The following is a 15841-nucleotide window of genomic DNA, read 5'->3' as shown; positions in this document are numbered from 1 at the left end:
CGCTAATGACAGCTATTTCATCTTCTGACCCCAAGAGCCCGTCTCTAACGCCGTAAAACCGTGAGTATTCGACCCTACCCGACGCCGTCTTGCGTTCAGCAAAGCATCTAAACTTACACTCACCCGCTTCACTACCTTTGATTTACCGGCCTATCCCGACGTCACCTAGTGATTCAATAGAGCCGAAAATACGGATCACCTGCTGATTTGTACTAAATTATGATTATGGATATGGCCCCTTTCCTGTCCGAGAGCGGATACCATCCCATGTCCCACGTAATAATGCCAGTAGTCCCTCACCCTTTCGATGAATGATACGGTGGCCAGTCAAAAGCACCAACCATATTAAATATGATATAATAAAGTATATTTTTGAATTTGTTCCATCTATTTCTCGACGGAATAGAATCCTGTTCCTAGCCGCATAATAGGAATTGAGTGGGTCAAGATTGCTTCCGGTAGACTGAGAGACTTTGTGTTCAACTTCTGTATCGGTTCTTGTGAGGAGTTCGTAACCGTGTTTCTTCACTCTCATGGAAAAGTCGACATCTTCGTAGTAGAGAAAGTATTGTTCATTTAGCAAACCAACATCATTGATAACATCCACATCAATCATAGCAGCACAAAGTGGAATGTAACCAGTCATCACTTCTTTTGTTTTCTTGGAAAAATCATCTAACTCTTCCCACTGATTCACATGTTTTGCATTTAGTGTATATGAATTAACTTCCGCCTTCCAGAACCAGACTAAATTAGTATCGTGCTTCAGTATCACTGGAGACGTAATGCCGATATCTGGTCGCTCCATGAGAGGAGCAATAAGATGTGAAACCGGGTTGCTATCGCTCGGTACGACGGTGTCATTATTTAGTACCCAAACATAATCTGCACCAGAATCAATCGCAAACCGTATTCCGGTATTCATTCCCCCTGCAAACCCGCGGTTTTCTCGATTAAATAGGACATCTACGTTTTGATATTCATTATCCAATCGACTGCCTGATCCGTCCTCTGACCCGTTATCTACTACGACAATTCTAAAATTATCATATTTCATTTGACGTAAAGAGTCCAGGCAGCTTACAGTATCCTCATATCCATTCCAATTGAGCACAATACCATAAACGAGGGGTTGATTCGATTCGGAGGTCATTGAGAGTCCGCTGTTTCTTGTATCTTTATTATACATATCCAAGATCCTCTAATCTTTGTGAAACTTCCCCAGAGACAGTATCCTGATCATTGGTACCGAGCCAGTGAGCAAACCTCTTTATATCGGGATCAGCTTTTTGTTCTTTCACCAGTATTCGATCATAATCGTCTAAACGATACTGTTGTTCCCAAATCTCGTCACTATCCCACTTTGATGAGTAGACGGTCATCTTATCACTCTTGATCAAGCCGATTCGTCGTATCTCCAGCATATCCGACACCGCTCCCTCGTCGTATTGACGTTTTAATTTATCAATATTCCAGTTCGGCCCATCGACAATACATACCAGACTGTCAGTATCTGGATTTCGGCTGTTACGTATCAACTTATCATAAAACGATTTAGTATCGGAGATATTTTGGTTGACTACACTACGCAGGGTACGACTGAGTCCCAGCCAGCTAACAGGATCATTAATTGTACTGTCAGCCTCTCCCCAACTATCGGGAAACTTTACGAACAAAGGCACTTGAATGCCGGCAGGATGAAGTGATGTTTGATGTCCAACCATCTCTTCTTCACCGAACATTTCACCATGATCACCGGTCAGAATGATTAGCTTATCTGACAACTCGTTTTCATCCTGACCCGAGATGAAATCCTTGAATAGAGTATCAAAATTATGTATTCCTGTATGGTATGCATCACATTTTCGTTGATATAGCTGATCCCAGCTATCGAATGGGTCTCGGACGGGATCCTGACCGAAAAGGTACTCATGATCGTCATCCTCTTTATTAAGATTTTCAATCTCTTCATCGCTAAACTCAAGATCTAATTCAGCAGCACTGCTTTGAACGACAGTGTGTGGATTATGTGTCTCAAGAAAATTGACGAATGTTAGGGTCGGTTTGTTGGCGATCCTGTCATTTTCCCAGTATTTATTGATGTGGGATAGTACACGCCTAGTATTGTGTACTGTACCCGTATTAGAATTCGAATTATCCGCTAAGTAACGCTCATATACCGCAAATATTGAATTCAAGAGATTTGCCTTACGAAAATCGCTGACCAACAGATTGGATAGCGTTTTTTTCGCAGCGGTAGTCGGATCATCAGCATGATTTGCAATGGAAAAATCCGAGTATTTCAATTTGTAATTTATTTGGTCATCTATGAACTCAATTCCGTTATTGAACCCACGATAACTACTAAAGAACGGATTCTCGCTGAAGAGAGCGGTAGTATATCCGGCTTCTTTTGCAGCAGAAGGTAGTTTCACATGTCTAGATTCTAAAGAATGATTCTTACGTGTAATACCGTGTTCTATGGGATTATCACCTGAGAACAAGGATGCGTGTGACGGTAACGTCCACGTACTGGGCGAGAAACACCGGGAAAATTGCGTATCAAAAAAGTCGAACGCAAACGGCATTCGATCAGTTGTCGTACTTGATGCCCGTAAATCATCAGCAATCATGATTGCTATATCAGGAGCGTCTCTCTGATGATCATCCATTTGAGTCCTATTACACACTATACGTAAAAGAAAGTATTGTTATCGGTCTAACTGGCACTGTCTAGTTTATGTAGAGAGGCGCTCAAAGGAGATAACCTGGTCTGCCCATGGTTGGGGAGGCACTCAGAGTACACCTAAATCTTCTGTGAATCCTACGCCTTGCGTTTACGGTTCTGGTACCGACAGTTCCGTGAAGTCATCCTGATATTCGCGCTTCACAACATCAAAACGACCGCTGGAAAACTATGATCCTACCGCCGTACCGCATTTTCAATAGAGCAATGAGTTTGTTTCCACTGATGCCGAGAGTATCGGGCCAAATTCAACGGAGTAGTGTTGGCAACACTTATTATGCAGTCGGCAGAAGCAAACGGGTGGAAAGGCGTGTCTAAGAGAAAATTACTTGACACTACGGCTGTGACAGCCGTGGCATGTACTGCGGTCGTCCTTCTGACGCCGTATCCAGTGAATACTGCGGGCTCGCTTTCTGTCCCAACGGGGGCGAACGGCGCGGCCGCCGTCTTGTTTATTGTCCTTTACATGGCCGCCTACATGTGTTGGATCATCCACTCTGGCCGACAGAAAATCGGGCGGTCTGGGTGAGGTGCGAGTAGTATGGATATCGCTGTGAAAGCGATGACCGCGGTGATACTTTTCCTTGGATCAGTGGCCGTTCTGGCCGGCCGATTGGGGTTCGGATCCACGTACGCCCAACTGAGTTTGCTTGCCGTGTTGATCATCGCTACCGTCTCCTATATCGGCCTGATCCGACCTCCGGCCGGTATCGGGCTTGGAATGCTCGCGTTCGTCTATCTTGTGCTTGCGCTGCCGACGATCTATGCGCCCGGTGTTCCTGGAATTGACGTCTGGTCCTATCTTGGCACGACGAAGTTTATCCTCGAACATGGTTGGCAGTTTGACACACTGATTGTTGATCCGAACTCGAATCTCTTTCCCGGCAATCAATTCCACGGGGCGATCCTTGTCCATGTCCTCGACATCCCGCTTTTCGATGTCGCCGCCTTCCAACCACACGCTCTAAAACTGAGTGCGCTCCTATGTGTATATATTCTGGGTCGGCGTGCCGGGCTGACGGTGACGTATGCGTTGGTCCCGCCCACACTGTTGGTGGCGTATACTGTCTTTGCGACGTACCCTCCATACCATCATATTACGGCTGGCTTCTCCCTCAAGTTTTTGACGTATTTCTGCCTCTTATATTTCTTGATATCGACCCAGCACAAACGCGCGGGCGTGGTCTTTACTGTGGCCTTTTTGGGCCTGTTGGTCTCCCACCAACTTTCGACGATCCATATCGCCATCATCTGTGGCGTCACGCTCGCCTTTGCAGCCTATTATTACCTGTCAACGCACGACCATCCACCACTCCGACCACTTTATTTCGATGGCAATCAACTTCGGTACGTCAGCGTTCTCTTGGTTCTCTTTGGCGTGCTTCTGCTCTGGTACTATGTGACTGTGGGTGAGGTTTATTTTCGCCGGGCATTTATCAACCACATCATCGGCGGTGTTGGTGGCCCAAGCAACCCTGACCCCTTCCTCGTCAGTCGGCTTACCTACCACGAGAGTGGGTCGTTCCTCGAGCGCGTTAGCCAGCTCGCGTATCCAGTCCGCCACCAGTATTCCCCCATCGCAGCGGTAGGATTCTTCTCGTTGCTGTTCGCTGGGGTAGTGATCTATCGCTCCCGGATAGTCACTCACTCACTTCATCCTCGGGAGTTGGCCAGGATCTACCCACTCGAAATCATGTTGTCCGCGTGGGGGCTGGCGATTTTCATGACGCGCTTTTTCCCGTTTCTCGGGCTGGGATTCTGGGGTGGGTCGCCACGGTTGGCGATTTCAGCTGTCCCGCTCGTAGCGATCGCCGCCCTCTGTTGCCTGCAGCGAGTCGGCGTCGCGAACCTGCCAGATCGGATCCGCCGCGTTGGCGTTTCGAGTGTGGCTTTCATCGTCGTCTTGTTCATTTTTGTATCGGTTTCGCTGTATCCGGCGTATTTCTTTGCTGTCGAAGACTCTGCCGGACTCTATGGTAACCGTCAGGTGTACACGGACGAACACCAGTTACAGACCTACGAGTTTATCGACGACGGGACCGTAAGCGCGTCCGATACAGAGGGGTTCTATTATCGCGGCTATCGGTATGACGACGATATTACGCCCATCCGTGGAGAGTATCCGTTCGCCGGTGAGATTGAACCCGACAGTGGCCTCTACCTCATTTGGCAGGATTCGTTTTATGACTTTATCCCGACACGAAGCCAACATCAGTATGGCGTCCCCGAAGAAATCCACGCACAGTATGGACAGGAGTGGAATCGGATCTACTCGACTGACACCACCGAAATCTACGATGCCGATGGCAGTTTCTGATTAGAGCGAGCCGGCCACACTCCCGTCCTAGAGGACTTGGTACTGGTCGGGAATATTGGTCGAGATGTCCAGAATCAGCAATCGATAAAATATTGAAATGTTCATTACCAAAGAAACTTTGAGGGTTGAGGTTAGAGTTTGAGAGACGCTCTTTTCTGGTACTTCTGCAGTTAAACGGCGATACTATTTCTTTCGACGCTCTTATTCAAAGCCGCGGAAAGCCTCGATAACGAGGCAGTCGATGGTGGTCTCGACGGATTTGCCGGCGAGGTTGAGCGAGCCATTGATGCAGAAGGTGTGAGCGGCCTGTTCCAACCCTGGTTGGACAGGCCACGAAACTTCCGTAGCCACGGTTTGACGAGCGAGAACAGACACTCAGCCTGATTGATGTGGACGCCCTCAGTGGACACGTACCGCTGCTTGTGAACGACCGTCCGGTGATCGAAGCCCATCTTTCGATACGCTTGTAGGCCATCGGTCCAGACCTCTCCTAACCCCACAGATAGGTCTGTAGCTTCCAGGATTACTGGTTCGAGACCGCCGCTGTAGTCGATCCCTGACTGGCCGCGAATGACTTGAAGCAAGTCGCGGCACGCCGCGACGAGCGGCAGTTGATCAGCATGACGACCTCGCCACCGTGACCGGCCCTGATCAAGACGATCCGCCACGACGACGGCTGTCTCGCGGCGGATCTTGACCTTTGTACCCCGAACACACCTCGCCGGACTCGTCGACCTGTATCAGCCCGACCGCCTGTCCGAGGAACCCCCAGACAACAGGGAAGCCGCGATGGATCGCGACCTCCACCTCTCAAATGGCGTAGTAGACCATTCTGTACGCCCGTCCGAGCAGTGGCGCGATCTGGTTGATACTGAGCAGTGTATCCATGTAGAGTGTGAATGCGAGAAGCACCTCCCCTGCGGCGAGGTGCATCAATCATGTCTGCGAGACAACTCACCGTCACTATTGTTCCGAAGGTCATCCGGGCATCGTATACACAGATTTAGCGCCTACTGGACGAGATCGTAAGTCTATCGATGTGATCGAGTGATTTTCTGTTCGAGTTCTTGTTTGGTGAAATCGCCTCCGTTCATAGACTCCACCAACCAGTAGTGACAGCAGAGATGACGGGATAGGCTCCGTCGCGGAGCCCATCCCTGAGGGCCGTATTCAATCTGTGCTGTCTGGTCATATCACGTTTGTCTAAGCTTCTATGAGACAGGACCGAAATCAGATCGGGCTAAACATATACCAGTGATTCAATGGATCCCTCTACTCTATTTACGGTTTAAGCTCGACAATAGAATATGAGTACATTTTTATTATTCTTCTTATTTTACTGAGAATGTGAGATACACGGCTGAAGAAGTCATTAAAGGTCTTCGGAACCCACACGTAGCGTTTCGGGAGCTTAACCGCCGATATTATAGTTCTAAAAAATCATATTACTCTGAAGGAATTGATATTTTAGAACAGGATTGGGATAATCTCATAATACTAGATGCATGTAGATACGATATCTTTGAAAAGTACGCTGATACTCTGCCGGGAAATCTATCTGTTGTCCAGTCGCGCGCAGGTACGACAGAGGAATTCCTTCGCGGGAACTTCCAAGATGCTGGACTTAATGACACAATCTGTCTCACAACAAATGCCTGGTACGAAAAGCTACGTGACGATCTCAATGCCGGTTTTCACCAACTTGAGTACCGAGAGTATAATACCCCTCAAAAACTGGCTGATGATGCATTGGAGCTAGAAAAATCCCACAAAGATAAGAGGTTTATAATTCACTTCTTACCTCCACACACACCTTATGTCGGTCCAACAGCAGATAAACATTTACCACCGTATGAAGACCAACACGGAATCCTGTCTGATTTCTATCAAAATGATGTATCAGAAGAAACCATTCAGAAGGCATACCGTGAAAACATAGAGCGTGTTTTACCCGAAGTGAAACGGTTAGTTGGATCTTTTACTGGAAAGACAGTTGTCACTGCAGATCACGGAGAATTACTTGGCGATCGTATTGGGCCGATACCTATTCGAGAATGGGGACATTACAAAAATTTATATGTTTCTGAGTTGATAAAAGTTCCTTGGCTGGTAGTTGAAAGCGATACGCGAAAGGACATCGTTGCCGAAGAAACTAATGACAGGCAGGACGGACGCCTATCCGAAACAGTTGATGATCGTCTAGAGAAACTCGGATATAAAGTGTGATACGACGATCGGGTTGGGCACTGTTAACTTAGCCAGCTGAAGTGGGTTGAGTTCCTCCGTAATAACAGTTGCATGATCGAAGAACTCTGGTTGGCTGATGCGGACGCCAGTACTGTACCGTTTTTAGATGGGGAGCGCACGCCAGCCGGATCAGGCTGGCTGGCGTGCGCATTGCATGCCTCAGCCACCTCATTCGCCGAAATTCGCGATGTGCTCGGCTGGTTTGGTGTCGACCGCAGCCGCCCCGCGATCCGCAACTGGTGGCAATCGTTCGCCGACTCTCACGAGCAAACGTTCACCGCCGGATCAGTGCCATGTCGACTAAACAACGCAACATCGAGAATCAACCTTGACTCGACATCTATTACAGCGTACAACCAAGACTGTTCATCGGTGATCTTGACAGTGATCTCGCGTCGACAGTGACCCGCGACGGCGATGCCGTCACCGGGTCGTGTTCGCTGTCAGCCAGCTGATGTACCCCGTCCCAGACCACTCCGTGAAAGCGTTCAACGCCTAGCTCTGCAAGGATAGTTGCTATTTCTCGAAGAGAATAATCCGTTCATGGAGGCGGACGGCGAACACCCTGGTGCGTCGCCGTCCGCTCGTTCTCCCACGTGTCTTCTAAATCCGCGTCGTAGCTCTCGCTGAGCAGGTCTGCAAGCATTAACCCAACTCAACTTCACGACCTGCTCACTTCTCAAACTAGCCACTAGACAGTGCCATCTACAACCTCCTCTCATGGGTTCGAGATACCAATGAGCGCGTGACCTCCTGAACGAGATCGACCACCTCTTCGTTCACTCAACAGTTGAAGCTAACGGCAAAGCTAAGATTTTTAGCTAAAAGTTTGCCTCATGACCTTAAGAAGATCATCATTTGAATTTTCCCATGTGTATTTCTCTGCATGATTTTTCCCTTTCTTTGCTAACTTTGAATGATATTCTACATCTGTAGTGATAGTAGCAATAGTAGATGCGATATCTGAGATTTTTCTTGGAGGTACAAGTACTGCAGCATCATCTAGGATTTCAGGAAGAGAAGTTCTATTAGATGCAATTACTGGTGTCCCACATGCCATTGCTTCTAATGGTGGAAGACCGAACCCCTCATACAGTGAAGGGTATACGAACACATCCGCATTCTCATACGCGTATTTCAATTGTTTATCTGTAACAAACCCAGGCATAACAATATGGTCTTCTTTCTCTATTTCTATGTTCTTAAATATAGATTTATTATCGGGTCCGATGATAACCAGTTTGTGAGGTATACATTCAGTTTGCTTCACTTCCTCAAATGCACTAATAACTCCTTGAATATTCTTCCTTGGATTCATAGAGCCAACAAATAGAATATAATCATCCGGAAGCATTAACTCCTCTCCAGAATCACTAGAAAAGAATAGTGGGTCGATACCATTATAGACAACTTCGACTCTTTCTGAAGAGATATCAATCTTTTTTGTGATCTCGTGCTTTGAAAACTCAGAGACAGTTACGATCCTATCTGCGACCTTCGCTCCACGTGGGACTGCGATCCGCCTATAAACTTGATGAATTCCATTCGACCACCCTTTGAGCGCATTAACATCATGAATACACATAACAACCGGACATGCGACGCTGGTTACTGGTGCATTCCCATTCGGGCAATATAATACATCGAGATCATGTTTCTTGATCAGATATGGCAGAGCAGTCCGCTCCCAAAGTAGCCCATAGACTTGCGAGTTTGGGAGATAGAGCGAACTATCGATCTCACTATTCGAAAACAAAGAAGCAAGCGATTCGTGCCCAAATAGAACAACATCTGTATCTGAACGGTCTATAAGATGCTTTGTATGGTTTATTGATACCTGTACAGCACCTCCTGGCTCGTCAACTGCAAACGTGCGAGCGTTAATTCCGATCTTCATAATTACTTGTAACCGAGTGCATCAAGACGACGTTCAACCTCTTGGTTGACTTTCTCCTCCTCTTCGGAACCAGTTTCGCCGTTCTCCCGTCGGACTCGAGTGTCGACGTGGGCATTCAGCTTGCTCTGGAGCGATCGGGATGAACACTCAGAAAATTCGAGCGCGCCCGTCTCCCGGTCGCGTTCGCAGAAACAGGCTCCAGCCTGCGTCCGCAGCGCGTACCGGCGAAGATGACTGTCCTCGTTTTCGCCGCGGGCCTGCATGAAGACGATGCGGTCTTCGCAATCGACATCGAACAACGATTTCCCCTCGTATTCCTCGCCGGACCCAACCAGTTCCGCGATCGTGGCGGCGACGTCCAGCGTGCTCGCGGGCGTGACCACTGTCTCATCGGCGCTGTCTGGCAGCCGAACGAACAGCGGCACATGCGTGATCTCGTCGTGTAAGTATCGCGGGTGCTCGTAATAGTCGTGTTCCCCAAAGGCGTCGCCATGATCCGCCGTAACAATCAGCAGCGAATCCTCGAGCAGATCCCGCTTTCGAAGCGCCGCCAGAAATTCTCCGATCCGTTCGTCGTTATACCTGATTTCGGCGTCGTACAGGTCAATCAACAATTGGCGCTCTTCATCCGTAATCGAATCCGGGTCCTTGATCGCGCGCTGGTAGAGCGACTGCGCCTCGCTATCCGATACCGTCCCGTCGTGGTACAGTCGCTGGTACTCGCCCGGCGGTTCGTACGGGCCGTGCGTGTCCATATAGTGGTTCCAGAGGAAGAACGACTCCTCGGTGTCCAGCGAATCGATCCAGGAGAGCGACCGGTCGTTGATCTCCTCGGCGCGCGCGTAATGGCGATTCCGCAGCTTGTCCAGTGCGCGCTGGGCCAGCGCAACAAGCTTGTGTTGCCCGAAGTGGAGGTCATCGTCAAATTCGTCGAATCCCTGGTCGAAGCCGTAGGCCCTCGAGACGAACGGGTTCGAGTGAAAGCCACCAGTCTTGAACCCTGCCTCCGAGAGTCGGGACGCGATCGTGTCCGCTACAAGCCGATAATTCGCATCGATGGCGACATCGGGATACTCGCCAGTGAGTAATGCCGGGACTGCTTCGCGGGTGTGAGAACTCGCACTATAGGCTTGGGTAAACCGAATCGACTCTTCGGCGAGTTTATCTAACACGGGTGAGGTATCCCGATGATAGCCATAACAGGAGAGATGATCCGCCCGGAGGGCGTCCGCCGAAAGCAAGATCACGTTGTCCAGTTCTATACTCATTACTCGTGAGAACTGGTGGGAGGGTGTTATAATTTTAGACTTCGAGACAAAACGCCGAAATCATATCGTAAGGTCATTAGCACTCGTTCGCCTACCTGTCATTGATGGACATCGGTTTCGTGACGAACGTTGTGTTCCCCTTCGTGAAAGGCGGTGCGGAAAAGCGCATCCACGAAATCGGCATCCGCCTTGCGGCCGAGGGCCACGACATCACCGTCTACGGCCGCCACTTCTGGGACGGCCCACAGGTGATGGAGTACAAGGGCCTCACCCTGTACGGGGTCGCACCTGCTGAAGAGCTATACGCCGACGAACGCCGCTCGATCACGGAAGCGATCGACTTCTCTACCCGGCTGCTTCCGCATCTCCGGCGGAACGTCGACGACCACAACGTCGTCGTCGCCTCCCTCTTTCCGTACTTCCCCGTCCTCGCCTCGAAGCTCACCACTCTCGGAACCGACACGCCACTAATTACAACCTGGCACGAGGTCTGGCTCGACTACTGGGACGAGTACCTCGATCGGCTCGCTCCCTTCGGCAAGGGCATCGAACGACTCACCGCCCGAACTCCCCACTATCCGATCGCTGTCTCGGGCGTCACCGCCGACCGCCTCACCAAGCTCGGCCCGACTCGAGACGAGATCGAGGTCGTGCCGAACGGGATCGACGTCGATCGGATCGAATCCACCCCGCCCGCGGCCGACGGGTTCGACGTCCTCTATGCCGGCCGCCTTATCGAGGACAAACACGTCGACTGGCTGCTCGAGGCCTTCGATCGCGTCGCGGACGCCGCACCCGACGCGACCCTGGGCGTGATTGGCGATGGCCCGGAACGCGATCGCCTCGAGAAACAAGCCCAAACCCTCGAGCACGCCGACCGCGTGACGATGCTCGGATTTTTAGAGGAGTACGACGACGTCCTCGCACACATGCGCGCGGTGGACGTCTTCGCCTCGCCGTCGACGCGGGAGGGCTTCGGGATCACGTTCGCGGAGGCGATGGCGGCCGACTGTACCGTTATCGCAGCGAAGCATCCCGAGTCCGCCGCTTCCGAGGTCATCGGTGACGCGGGTTTCCTCGCGTCCCCGACCGCTGACGACCTCGCTGCAGTGCTTGAGCGAGCCCTCAGTGGTGAGCGGCCGAACACGGAGCCCACGGCTCGAGCCCAGCGCTACGACTGGGATGCTATTGCCGCGGAAGCAGAGCAGCACTACCAGTGTGCTATCAACGGTAATTGGTAGGTTCCCGAACTGACAGAATAAACTCCGAGCATGGATTCGAAGACTCGAGCCCAAACGTTCGACTGGGAAACCGTCGCCGAACAAGCAATTTTGGTATTAGTACGATTTCTTCATTCATTATCGATGTACTTCCACTATGCGGTGAATTTGTCTGTCCTTCGTGGCTCAGATCCTAAGCAGTGCATGAGGCGACCGGTTTCACGCGCAGCTCGCCGAATCCGTACTTCGAATGGGTGCCAATCCGGCGGATGCCGTTCTTCGCGGTCTCCACCGGTTGATCGCCCTCGTACCGCACCACCTGTCCGTGATCGATCGTTTGGAGGCGGTACGCCACTCCCTGTGCCAGGAACTGTTCTTCGCGTTCTCGAAGGTCGACGCGGTCTTCTCGCCACCACCACGGGTCGTCCTGGTCGTGGGCGTTCGGATACGCCGACTCCAGCACGACTGGGGTCACGAGTTCGAGGAGGTATTCCTCACTGTCGTCCAGCCGCGAGTAATCCAGCGTCTCCACGTCTATGACCTGGGTGTCTTTCAGTCGCGTGACGCCGTAGCCGTAGTTGCGCTGCCCGCCGAACTGGAGGCCATCGAGGACGTGTTCGGCGAGTGGGAGGACGTTATCCCGGTCGGCATGGAGGTAGGCGGTGATATACCATTTCGTCGTCTGGTGCTGGTTCCGGGCGTCGGTGGGTTTTCCCATGATCGTTTCATGGGCCAGTGCCGGCTGGCCGCTCTGGACCCGGATATCGTGCGTGTTCAGCGCATCTCGAGGCTGGGAATCGAGCAGCCACGAGTGCGATACCTGCCGCAGCAGGAACAGATCGTCATAGGACTCGACGGCCGGAAGGCCGCTCCCAAGATGTGGCTGCGCTCCGGTCTGCGAGTGTTCTTCGGGGAAGGTCCCAAACTGGCCGGGGACGAAGACGCCGTGGCTTGCGTGGAGCTGTTGAGTGACATCGGATGAGAGATACTGGTCAAGCGCATGCAGGATGGCGTTCCCGCTCACGTAGTATGGATGGCCGATGTGATCCATCTCCAACTCCCAGTGCACCTGCTGAATCTGAGTCATCGATCGAACGCCCCCTGAAACTCCTCGAGATACTGCAGAGCCGTAGACCATGCCCTAATCCGGCGCAGATTCGCGTCCAGCACCATGTCGTACTTATCGTGCGCAACGTCAAGCGGGTGCGCCGGCAGCCGGGTCCACGTCGCCGCCCATGACCGCCGCGGCCGGGCGCCCAGTCGCGCGGACGGCCGCCTGTGAGGATCTCCGTCAATGCGGAGCGTGAAGCGCTCGTCCGCGTAGACCGTTCGATGGGGCACAATCTTTTCAACCGGATCCACGACCAAGTGGAGATCGGCGAACTCGTGGCCGTCGCAGTAGTTGTCGAGCAGCGCTGCCACGAGCAGTGTGTGGTATTTCAGGCTTGTGTATGGGTAGTAGACGCTCTCGTTGAACGCGCTCGCGACATCGCTGTCGAGCCACGTGTGGTGGATGGTTTCGGGATCATCTTCTGTCAGCAGGCAGCGCATGGTGTCCTCGACGTCCGCTCGTGTGAACTCGTTGGGGTCGTACCGACTCTCGCCGGTCAACAGCGACAGTCGGTAGTGGGTTCCATGGGTAGCGACCGTCTGCTCGGGCTGGCTACTCGGGCGGCTCAGTGCTGCCGCATCGCCGTCCGCGCCGTACGGTACCGGCTGGTTCACCGAGACGCCAGCAAACGTTTCGGGTGCGTACTCGTGGGGGTCACCCGTGAACTTGTGAGTGTCGTGACGGTACGCAGCGACCATCTCGTCTTCGGGGGTGTCGGCAGTCGCCTCGACATCAGTGAGGTGTGCGTCCTCGCTCATTCGTGATCACTACCGACTCGGGCGGCAAGTGCATCCTCGATCTCGGGCCGGTGGTTCTCAGCCCATCGCTTGTCTTTTTCGTCCATCGCGGTCGTCGAACCCTTGCCCCGGTCGAACACGCGATCCAGTTCGCGATCCTCATAGAGTGGGTTGATGAGATCACAGTAGACGATCCCCGCACCGAAGTTGCGGGACCCGCCGAGCTGGTGCATGAATTCAGTGTTGTTCCGCTTGAGAAAGTCGATTGCTTCCGCGAGCAGGCCGAGAAACGCAGGGTTTGGCTCCCGAAACGAGAGATGCCAGCAGCCGTCGAGGTTCGCGACCGCATCGATGCCACTATTCCGCAAGGGCTCGCGATGATCCTCAGGATTTCGGCTCACGACGTTGCGGTTGAGCCGACGGTAGTGGCCTTCGGCCTGCCCGTGAGTGTAGTCCACGCTCGCGCGGACCGGCGAGAACTTAATCGGGCGGCGCATCAGTTTGCCGGGAATCCCTTCGAAGCCGCCGAACAGGTCGAAGATTACACAGCCGTCGTCGACCTTCGTGTCGTCGACACAGGCCCCCTTCTCGTGGTACCCGGCCTCGAGGTCGCGATCATACACATCCGCTTTCATGAAGTTCGCGGTGGACTCGCCAGGGTGACAGGCCGTGTGCCCGTGTTGCTGGACAACCTTCTCCATCCCGTGACGCAACCAGCCCGAAAGCGGATACGCTGGGATAATGCCGCCGATCTGGTTCTGCGGATCATCAGCGTCATAGTTGCCGTTTGAGGCGTGGTGACGATCGGTCAGGATTGAGTCCCCCACGACCAGCAGGTCACAATCGAGACGGACGTAAACGTCCGTCAGGTCGGCCACTGATAGTGCGTCGGTCATGGTGCGCACCCTTCCTGTGCTGGACTGAACGCCCGGAGCGCCAGTTCGGTGAGACACAGACGATGCGTCCGCGACGTGGGCAGCGTGATCGTCCCAAGGCGTCCCCCAACGAGCACCTCCGTTGCGCCGAGCGTCGGTGATCGGATCCTAGTGGGTGCGCACTCAAGACAATATAGTCGGGAGACGGCCCATACTGCGGACTCAGCACAGCGATACGCGTACGCGAACACGATGTCGGCCTCGTGCAGTGTCTCACCACAGCCGATGCAGATGGCACCATTAGAGCGTGGTCCAACTGGATGGCCGGCTAAGGCTTCTTCCGGTGTCGCGATCACAACAGGCCAATCGTCGAGGGAATCATCTATTGTCGACCGGTGCTGACAGCTGTCATCACCGGACATCGTTCCCAGCCTCCGATTGGCGTGCTGAGTCAAAGCACGCGAAACAGGGTAGACGGTTCCCAGCGAGACCATCACACCAGTCGTGCTCATTTCTTTCGTTAGTGCTATCTTCTTTATGTCGTGGATTCGTAGTGGACATTGCTTCTGTCTCCTCAGAAGCGCGGTCCGGTGTATCAGCACCGGGCCACAGAGGTTCCGTAGCCGTTCCGCGCTTCTTACTCCTGTCTACAACGGCATCCATAATAAGTACTATGCTTTGCATAATGCAGAACATGATAGCATGGTAGTGTAACAGACCGAATTATCTTTCTAATGTGATGCCCTATGCAAGACATATTAATGCCGAACGAGGATTTCGAGCCGTCGGAGGATTGTGAGCGGGTATTGGAGGTGTTCAAAGAGAGTCGAAAGACAGAGAAACCGTGGGGACGCGCAAATCCGCGCTACATAATCGATGAAACTGGTCTAGAGAAACCAAATGTCGAATACTATTTACGACGTTTGAACGATGCTGGTTGGATCCAAAAGATCGCTCGTGGGCTCTACGAGTTCGTCGAAGATCCCCGCGAAGACTACCACCGCATCTAAGCGAGCCACGCCGCGGCAAGCGGACCCGGGGACAGATCAGCGTGTATCCCCCGTACTGGTTCAGCCATGGGATCCCCCACCAGCTGGCCCGTGACCCACACCTAGAGGGCAACGGTCAGATGTGCCATGGGGATAGAGCCGCGCACAACTTCGCAGTCCAAATTTTGCGCACGTCGGTAGTGCGGCTGTTCCATCAATCGTAGCGCGGGCTGGGAGGGCCGTACCCCTGGTCGCTGGCCGACGAGCCGTCTCAGGACCGCTTTTGCTGCTCCCGCAGAGAGCGACTCGCTTGAGGCGCGATCGACTGCTCGAGACAGAGCCGCGCGTCCGCCACTGGTGTCGAGCCGTGACTCGACTGCCTGCGGACCCACCGCGGCGCCCCACCCCGTCGCTGGCGCCCAGCACCCGCTACC

At 52.7% G+C, this 15841-nt stretch carries 11 protein-coding genes and 2 pseudogenes; 3 read left to right on the top strand and 10 right to left on the bottom strand.

The window, feature by feature from the left end; all coding sequences use genetic code 11:
* Positions 1 to 223: 223 nt before the first annotated feature.
* Both PGX04_RS10210 and PGX04_RS10205 read right to left on the bottom strand, forming a co-directional pair.
* Complete coding sequence (locus PGX04_RS10210; protein ID WP_273738395.1) at positions 224 to 1189, bottom strand: glycosyltransferase family 2 protein; 966 nt, start codon at positions 1187 to 1189, stop codon at positions 224 to 226.
* On the bottom strand, positions 1182 to 2672 hold the full coding sequence (locus PGX04_RS10205) for a sulfatase-like hydrolase/transferase (RefSeq protein ID WP_273738394.1): 1491 nt from the start codon (positions 2670 to 2672) through the stop codon (positions 1182 to 1184). Before PGX04_RS10205 ends, PGX04_RS10210 begins: the two co-directional genes overlap by 8 nt.
* Positions 2673 to 3287: 615 nt before the next feature.
* Between PGX04_RS10205 and PGX04_RS10200 the strand changes: the two genes are divergently transcribed.
* A complete protein-coding gene (locus PGX04_RS10200; RefSeq protein WP_273738393.1) occupies positions 3288 to 5063 on the top strand; it encodes a hypothetical protein in 1776 nt (591 codons plus the stop codon).
* 201 nt (positions 5064 to 5264) lie between these two features.
* Here PGX04_RS10200 and PGX04_RS10195 read toward each other — a convergent pair.
* A pseudogene (locus PGX04_RS10195) lies at positions 5265 to 5993 on the bottom strand (IS1595 family transposase); the annotation flags it as partial.
* A 417-nt stretch (positions 5994 to 6410) separates the two neighbouring features.
* Here PGX04_RS10195 and PGX04_RS10190 point away from each other — a divergent pair.
* Complete coding sequence (locus PGX04_RS10190) at positions 6411 to 7289, top strand: alkaline phosphatase family protein (protein WP_273738392.1); 879 nt, start codon at positions 6411 to 6413, stop codon at positions 7287 to 7289.
* Positions 7290 to 7588: 299 nt separating this feature from the next.
* On the opposite strand, the pseudogene PGX04_RS10185 reads toward PGX04_RS10190, so the two are convergent.
* The 3 genes and pseudogenes from PGX04_RS10185 to PGX04_RS10175 form a co-directional block, all read right to left on the bottom strand.
* Positions 7589 to 7956 (bottom strand): annotated as a pseudogene (locus tag PGX04_RS10185) (transposase domain-containing protein); the annotation flags it as partial.
* 171 nt (positions 7957 to 8127) lie between these two features.
* On the bottom strand, positions 8128 to 9207 hold the full coding sequence (locus PGX04_RS10180) for a glycosyltransferase family 4 protein (protein ID WP_273738391.1): 1080 nt from the start codon (positions 9205 to 9207) through the stop codon (positions 8128 to 8130).
* 2 nt (positions 9208 to 9209) lie between these two features.
* Complete coding sequence (locus PGX04_RS10175) at positions 9210 to 10475, bottom strand: sulfatase (RefSeq protein ID WP_273738390.1); 1266 nt, start codon at positions 10473 to 10475, stop codon at positions 9210 to 9212.
* A 104-nt stretch (positions 10476 to 10579) separates the two neighbouring features.
* On the opposite strand from PGX04_RS10175, the gene PGX04_RS10170 reads away from it, so the two are divergent.
* A complete protein-coding gene (locus PGX04_RS10170; RefSeq protein WP_273738389.1) occupies positions 10580 to 11716 on the top strand; it encodes a glycosyltransferase family 4 protein in 1137 nt (378 codons plus the stop codon).
* A gap of 172 nt (positions 11717 to 11888) precedes the next feature.
* On the opposite strand, the gene PGX04_RS10165 is transcribed toward PGX04_RS10170, so the two are convergent.
* The 4 genes from PGX04_RS10165 to PGX04_RS35025 are packed head-to-tail and all read right to left on the bottom strand — an operon-like array spanning position 11889 to position 14840.
* Positions 11889 to 12782: a hypothetical protein gene (locus tag PGX04_RS10165; RefSeq protein WP_273738388.1), complete on the bottom strand. Its 894-nt coding sequence runs from the start codon at positions 12780 to 12782 to the stop codon at positions 11889 to 11891.
* A complete protein-coding gene (locus PGX04_RS10160) occupies positions 12779 to 13564 on the bottom strand; it encodes a DUF8168 family protein (RefSeq protein WP_273738387.1) in 786 nt (261 codons plus the stop codon). The genes PGX04_RS10165 and PGX04_RS10160 overlap by 4 nt, the downstream gene beginning before the upstream one ends.
* Complete coding sequence (locus PGX04_RS10155; protein ID WP_273738386.1) at positions 13561 to 14439, bottom strand: hypothetical protein; 879 nt, start codon at positions 14437 to 14439, stop codon at positions 13561 to 13563. Before PGX04_RS10155 ends, PGX04_RS10160 begins: the two co-directional genes overlap by 4 nt.
* Positions 14436 to 14840, bottom strand: a complete 405-nt coding sequence (locus tag PGX04_RS35025; RefSeq protein WP_465263803.1) for a DUF8112 family protein — start codon at positions 14838 to 14840, stop codon at positions 14436 to 14438. The genes PGX04_RS10155 and PGX04_RS35025 overlap by 4 nt, the downstream gene beginning before the upstream one ends.
* Positions 14841 to 15841 lie beyond the last annotated feature (1001 nt).

It is taken from the genome of Natrinema soli (assembly GCF_028618695.1).
This window is presented reverse-complemented; position numbering and strand designations above follow the sequence as displayed.